The 7,010-nt window shown below is 64.2% G+C and carries 6 protein-coding genes; 4 read left to right on the forward strand and 2 right to left on the reverse strand.

Going from position 1 to position 7,010, the window contains the following annotated elements; genetic code table 11:
* On the reverse strand, positions 1-1,294 hold a 1,294-nt coding region (locus HP547_RS20310), incomplete at its 3' end, for an ATP-binding protein (RefSeq protein WP_172287263.1).
* Between the two features lie 13 nt (positions 1,295-1,307).
* Positions 1,308-2,048 (reverse strand): two-component system response regulator OmpR, encoded by a 741-nt coding sequence (gene ompR, locus HP547_RS20315; protein ID WP_079230429.1) that lies wholly within the window; start codon positions 2,046-2,048, stop codon positions 1,308-1,310.
* A gap of 217 nt (positions 2,049-2,265) precedes the next feature.
* Here ompR and HP547_RS20320 point away from each other — a divergent pair, with 217 nt between their 5' ends.
* The 4 genes from HP547_RS20320 to HP547_RS20335 all read left to right on the forward strand — a co-directional run.
* Positions 2,266-4,590: a Tex family protein gene (locus tag HP547_RS20320; RefSeq protein ID WP_172287264.1), complete on the forward strand. Its 2,325-nt coding sequence runs from the start codon at positions 2,266-2,268 to the stop codon at positions 4,588-4,590.
* Positions 4,590-4,973 carry a PaaI family thioesterase gene (locus HP547_RS20325; protein WP_050580765.1) on the forward strand — a complete coding sequence of 128 codons (384 nt, stop codon included), beginning with the start codon at positions 4,590-4,592 and terminating at the stop codon, positions 4,971-4,973. Before HP547_RS20320 ends, HP547_RS20325 begins: the two co-directional genes overlap by 1 nt.
* Positions 4,974-5,126: 153 nt before the next feature.
* Complete coding sequence (gshA, locus tag HP547_RS20330; RefSeq protein WP_175586318.1) at positions 5,127-6,704, forward strand: glutamate--cysteine ligase; 1,578 nt, start codon at positions 5,127-5,129, stop codon at positions 6,702-6,704.
* Positions 6,704-7,010, forward strand: a 307-nt coding sequence (locus HP547_RS20335) for a TetR/AcrR family transcriptional regulator (RefSeq protein WP_172287266.1), incomplete at its 3' end; no start/stop codon positions are given. The genes gshA and HP547_RS20335, both read left to right, overlap by 1 nt.

Raw genomic sequence — 7,010 nt, forward strand, 5'->3', positions numbered from 1 at the left:
ACAGCAATCCCAGCGGCAGCCGCACCCGAGCCTCGATCCCGCCACCCGAGCGATTGCGCAACTCGACATTGCCGCCGTGCTGCGCCGCAATCCGCTTGACGATCGCCAGCCCCAGCCCGGTGCCCTTGCCGCCCCGGGCACGGTCTCCACGAATGAACGGGTTGAAGATGGTCTCCAGTTCCGATTCGTCGATCCCGGTGCCGCGGTCGAGTACGCTCAGCACCACATACGGCGCACTCTCGTCGCCCGATACATAGGCAGCCACCTCAACCCCCTTGCCAGCATGGTGCAGGGCGTTGCCGATCAGGTTGCCCAGCATGCGCTTGAGCGAAACCCGACGCACCGGGAACGGGGGAATCGGCTCCAGGCACAGGCGCACACGTTCTTCAGGCTGGTTGTAGGGTGCTACCACCTCACGCACCAGCTCAGCCAGGTCAACGTCCTCCACCGGCTCGTCCCGGCCATCGCGGATAAACGCCAGGAACTGATCGAGAATCGCGTCCATGTCCTCGATATCGCGGACCATGTCGTCACTCAGTTCGCTGTCGCTGTTCAGCAGGGACAACGACAGGCGCAGGCGTGTCAGCGGTGTGCGCAAGTCGTGGGAAACCCCGGCCAGCATCAGCTCGCGCTCGCGCCCGGCCTGCTCGACATCCTCGGCCATCTGGTTGAAGGCCTTGTACACCTCGGTCATTTCGCTGGGCGTATCGCTGATCGGCAGGCGCACGCTGCGGCCCTGGCCCAGCTGGCGGGCAGCGAACACCAGGCGCTTGAGCGGCTGGTTCAACTGACGCACGAAAATCCAGGCCGAGGCGGTGGACAACAGGCCGATGGCCAGGAACCAGCCCAGCACGTTCCAGATCTTCTGCCCACGTAGCGGGTGCGGGTACAGCGGGACCTTCAACCAACCGGGGCCCAGGCTAGGCGCGTTGACCCACAACGCTGGTGGCGCATGAATGCGCAGCCGGACCTCGGTGTCATCACCCAGCTCGGCCTGCATCTGCCGCTGGTAGATTTCGCTGTAGGGCCAGTGCTGCTCGCCTTCCGGCACACCAGAGCCGGTAACCCGAATCAGCCCGGCAGCCTCGGCGATCTTGTCGCGGTTTTCTTCATCCGCCGCCCAATAGGCGCGCAGGGTCAGCGCCACACCGTGGCTGTACTGACGGTCGACCAGCACGTCCTCGTTCATCAGCAGGTAGACCAGGGTCAATGCCTTCGAGAACAGCACGACGATCAGCACCAGCCACAGCGTGCGGGCGAAGAAGCTTTGCGGAAACCAGAGCGGTGTTTTCATCGACGACCAGGCATCATTTGCCGGCGTTTCCGTCAGGCACGAACACATAGCCCACGCCCCAGACGGTCTGGATGTAGCGCGGCTTGGAAGGGTCGGGTTCGATCATGCGGCGCAGGCGCGAGATCTGCACGTCGATGGAGCGCTCCAGCGCATCCCATTCACGGCCACGGGCCAGGTTCATCAGCTTGTCGCGGGTCAGCGGCTCGCGGGCGTGCATCACCAGGGCCTTGAGCACGGCGAATTCACCGGTGGTAAGCATGTGCACTTCGTCGCCGCGCTTGAGTTCGCGGGTCGCCAGCGACAGCTCGTAGTCGCCAAAGGTGACCGATTCGTCCTCGCTGCCCGGTGCACCCGGTACGCTGGGTGACTGGCGGCGCAGCACGGCCTTGACCCGGGCCATGAGCTCGTCCGGGTTGAACGGTTTGCCCAGGTAGTCGTCGGCGCCCAGTTCCAGGCCTTTGATACGGCTGAGCTCGTCGCCCTTGGCGGTGAGCATGATGATCGGGATCTGGTTGTTCTGCTGGCGCAGGCGCTTGCACGCGGACAGGCCATCCTCGCCCGGCAGCATCAGGTCGAGCACCACCAGGTTGAACACCTCGCGCTGCAGCAGGCGGTCCATCTGTTCAGTGTTCGGCACCGCACGGGCACGGTAGCCCTTGCTGGTGAAGAAACGTTCCAGCAGGCTGCTCAGCCCTGGATCGTCATCGACGATGAGAATCTTGTCACCTTCAGCGGTGTTTGGCGTGCCGGTCATGAATAACTCCTCTGGTTTCGCCGCGCATTATGGCGTAGCCATTGCTGCACGTTGCGTGAGCATTGTTAGCAGATTTTTCCCCGGGCGCCAGTTCCGGCTGGCCGGGCGCCATCACCGCAAGCCGTTTACGATGGGTATAATGCGCGGCTTTCATCCAGCGCCGCCGGGCGAAAAGCCCACAGGCGACCCCCGTTTTCACAAATGTCAGGTGGTTTACATGGACAGCATCAACAGCCGTATCGCCGAGGAACTGGGCGTACGCCCCCAGCAGGTCGAGGCGGCCGTGGGCCTGTTGGACGAAGGCTCGACCGTGCCCTTCATCGCCCGTTACCGCAAGGAAGTGACCGGGAGCCTGGACGACACCCAGCTGCGCCATCTGGAAGAGCGCCTGCGCTACCTGCGCGAACTCGACGACCGCCGCGCCAGCATCCTCTCCAGCATCGAAGAGCAGGGCAAGCTGACCCCGGAACTGGCCCGCGAGATCAAGCTGGCCGACACCAAGACCCGCCTCGAAGACCTGTACCTGCCGTACAAGCAGAAGCGCCGCACCAAAGGCCAGATCGCCCTTGAAGCCGGCCTTGGCGAACTGGCCGACGGCCTGTTCAACGACCCGACCCTGGCCCCGGAAAGCGAAGCCGCGCGCTTCGTCGACGCCGAAAAAGGCGTAGCCGACGTCAAGGCCGCGCTCGAAGGCGCCAAGTACATCCTCATGGAGCGCTTTGCCGAAGACGCCGCCCTGCTCGACAAGCTGCGCAACTTCCTCAAGCAGGAAGCCGTGCTGAGCGCCCGCGTGGTCGCCGGCAAGGAAGAAGAAGGCGCCAAGTTCCGCGATTACTTCGCCCATGACGAGCTGCTGCGCAACGCGCCCTCACACCGTGCCCTGGCGATCTTCCGCGGGCGCAACGAAGGCGTGCTCAGCGCGTCGCTGAAGATTGGCGAGGAACTGCCTGGCACCCTGCACCCCTGCGAGGTGATGATCGGCAACCACGTCGGCGTTGAAAACCGCAACCGCGCCGCCGACAAGTGGCTGGGCGAGGTGGTGCGCTGGACCTGGAAGGTCAAGCTCTACACCCACCTGGAAACAGACCTGTTCGGCGAACTGCGCGACAACGCCGAAGGCGAGGCGATCAACGTGTTCGCCCGCAACCTGCACGACCTGCTGCTGGCCGCGCCGGCCGGCCCGCGCGCCACCCTGGGCTTCGACCCGGGCCTGCGCACCGGCTGCAAGATCGCCGTGGTCGACGCTACCGGCAAGTTGCTGGACTACACCACGGTCTACCCGCATGCGCCAAAGAATGACTGGGACCGCACCATTGCCATCATGGCTGCGCTGTGCGCCAAGCACTCGGTAGAGCTGATCGCCATCGGCAACGGTACTGCCAGCCGCGAAAGCGACAAGCTGGTGGCAGAACTGGTTAAAAAATATCCAGCGCTGCAGATCACCAAGATCATGGTCTCCGAAGCCGGTGCCTCGGTGTACTCGGCATCCGAGCTGGCCGCCCGCGAGTTCCCGGACCTGGACGTGTCGATCCGTGGCGCCGTGTCGATCGCCCGTCGCCTGCAGGACCCGCTGGCCGAACTGGTCAAGATCGACCCGAAATCCATCGGTGTCGGCCAGTATCAGCACGATGTATCGCAGCTGAAACTGGCCCGTGGCCTGGACGCCGTGGTCGAGGACTGCGTGAACGCAGTGGGTGTGGATGTGAACACCGCCTCGGTGGCGCTGCTGACGCGCATCTCCGGCCTCAACGCGACCCTGGCGCAGAACATCGTCGCCCACCGCGACAGCAACGGCCCGTTCGCCACCCGCGCGGCGCTGAAAAAGGTCAGCCGCCTGGGTGAGAAAACCTTCGAACAGGCCGCCGGCTTCCTGCGGGTGATGAACGGCGACAACCCGCTGGACGCCTCTGCAGTTCACCCCGAGGCCTACCCGCTGGTACAGCGCATCGCTGCGGGCACCGACCGCGACATCCGCTCGCTGATCGGCGACAGCAGCTTCCTCAAGCGCCTGGACCCGAAGAAATTCACCGACGACAGTTTCGGCCTGCCGACCGTCACCGACATCCTGCAGGAACTGGACAAGCCTGGCCGCGACCCACGCCCCGAGTTCAAGACCGCCACCTTCCAGGACGGCGTCGAAGACCTCAAGGACCTGGAGCCCGGCATGATCCTCGAAGGCGTGGTGACCAACGTCACCAACTTCGGCGCCTTCGTTGACATCGGTGTGCACCAGGACGGCCTGGTGCACATCTCGGCGCTGTCCGAAAAATTCGTCAAGGACCCGCGTGAAGCGGTCAAGGCCGGCGACGTGGTCAAGGTCAAGGTCATGGAAGTGGACATCCCGCGCAAGCGCGTCGGCTTGTCCATGCGCATGGGCGATACCCCGGGCGAAAAGGTTGAAGGCAACCGCGGTGGCAACCGTGGCAATGGCGGCAACCGCCAGCAGCAGGCCCCGCGCCAGCGCGAAACCGCCGCTGCGGCGCCGGCCAACAACGCCATGGCATCGCTGTTTGCCAACGCCAAGCAGCTGAAGAAGAAGTGATGGACGTTCCACGCGAATACGTCGAAAGCGCCTTCAGCCAGCTGCTGGGCTGCCGCCTGCAACGCCTGGACACAGGCGTTGCCGAGGTCGCTCTGGCGCTCGAGCCACAGCTGCGCAACCGTGGCCAGAAGCTGCACGGCGGGGCGATCTTCAGCCTGGTGGACATCGCCATGGGCCTGGCCTGCTCGGCCAGCCATGGCTTTGACCAGCAAAGCGTCACCATCGAGTGCAAGATCAACTACATGCGCGCCGTCAGTGACGGCGAAGTCCTGTGCACTGCCCGCGTGCTGCACGCCGGGCGGCGCACCCTGGTGGTCGACGCCGACGTAGTCCAGGGCGACAAGCTGGTGGCGAAAGCACAGGGAACCTTCGCGGTTCTCTAGCTCACCAAGCAGTATCTGCGGTATTTTCAGCAGTGCGCTGGCACTGCTGGATCCGCGCTGACAAGGCGACAACGCCAGTTCCTTTCTTCCTACCCTTGTAGACCGTTATTTCTACCCCCATATTGGGGCGACTGACGCGTGAAGGAATACATCTTGAGCAAACTCCTCAACCGCCGCCTGAGCCTGCTCGGCGCAAATCTCCCCCTGCTCAAGCAGTGCCTGCACGGTATTGAGCGCGAATGCCTGCGCGTGACCGATGAAGGTCGCCTGGCCCAGACCCCGCATCCGGAAGCACTGGGGTCGGCGCTGACCAACGAGCAGATCACTACCGATTATTCCGAGTCGCTGCTGGAGTTCATCACCCCAGCGCTGCCCGACCCGGCCAAGGTGCTCGAAAGCCTCGAACAGACCCACCGATTCGTCTACAGCAAGCTGGGCGACGAATACCTGTGGAGCCCGTCGATGCCATGCACGCTGCCGGCCGAGGAGGACATCCCGATCGCCGAGTACGGCAGCTCCAACATCGGCAAGCTCAAGCACGTGTACCGCAAGGGCCTGGCCCTGCGTTACGGCCGCACCATGCAGTGCATCGCCGGTATCCATTACAACTTCTCGCTGCCCGAAGCGCTGTGGCCATTGCTGCGCGCAGACGAAGGTGGCAACGAGAGCGACCGCGACTACCAGTCGTCGGCCTACATCGCGCTGATCCGCAACTTCCGCCGCTACAGCTGGCTGCTGATGTACCTGTTCGGCGCCTCGCCGGCCCTGGACAAAGGCTTCCTGCGCGGCCGCCCGCACCAGCTCGAAGAGCTCGACGCCGAAACCCTGTTCCTGCCCTACGCCACCAGCCTGCGCATGAGTGACCTGGGCTACCAGAGCAACGCCCAGGCCGGCCTGACACCGTGTTACAACAACCTGGCCAGCTACACCGACAGCCTGCGCAAGGCGGTGGGCACGCCCTACCCGCCCTATGTTGAAGTGGGCACGCACGTGGACGGCGAGTGGGTACAGCTGAACACCAACATCCTGCAGATCGAGAACGAGTACTACTCGAACATTCGCCCCAAGCGGGTCACCTACACCGGCGAACGGCCGATCCAGGCCCTGACCTCGCGTGGCGTGCAGTATGTAGAAGTGCGCTGCCTGGACATCAACCCGTTCCTGCCGGTGGGTATCGACCTGACCGAGGCGCGTTTCCTCGATGCATTCCTGCTGTTCTGCGCGCTGGAAGACAGCCCGCAACTGGAAAACAGTGAGTGCGGCCAGTGCACTGACAACTTCCTGACCGTGGTCAAGGAAGGCCGACGCCCAGGCCTGGAGCTGCAGCGCAACGGCCAGCCAATTGCCCTGAAAGACTGGGCCAGCGAACTGATCGAGCGTATCCGCCCGCTGGCCGATCTGCTTGACAAGGCGCAAGGCCTTGATGAGCACGGCAATGCCCTGGATGCCCAGCAGGCCAAGGTCAACGACCCCGAGCTGACCCCGTCGGCGCAGGTACTGGCACGCATGACCGAGCATGACGAGAGCTTCATCCAGTTCTCGCTGCGGCAAAGCCGCCTCCACGCCGACACGTTCCGCGGGCAACCGCTGAGCAACGAACAGCAACAGGCCTTTGAAACGCTGGCCCGCGAGTCGCTCGCCAAACAGTCCGAGCTGGAACAGGAAGAAGTCGGTGATTTCGACCTGTTCGTCGGTGGCTACCAGGCCAGCATCCTGGCAATCAGCAACTGATGACCCGCACTGCCACCTCGCGCAAGCCGCGTGCAAGCAGCCAGGCCAGGATCGAGGCGATCCTGGCGGCTGCTCGCGAGCTGCTGGCCGAGTTGGGGGTGGCAGGCCTGTCGGTGTACAGCGTGGCCGAGCGGGCGCAGATTCCGCCCTCATCGGTGTACCACTTCTTCGCCAGCGTGCCTGCCTTGCTCGAGGCGCTGACCGCCGACGTGCACCGGGCCTTCCGTGATGCGTTGAGTGCGCCCATCGACAGCAGTGCGTTCAGCACCTGGCACGAACTGTCACGGCTGATCGAGCAGCGCATGC

Source organism: Pseudomonas sp. CM27 (assembly GCF_013179515.1).
Taxonomy (GTDB): domain Bacteria; phylum Pseudomonadota; class Gammaproteobacteria; order Pseudomonadales; family Pseudomonadaceae; genus Aquipseudomonas.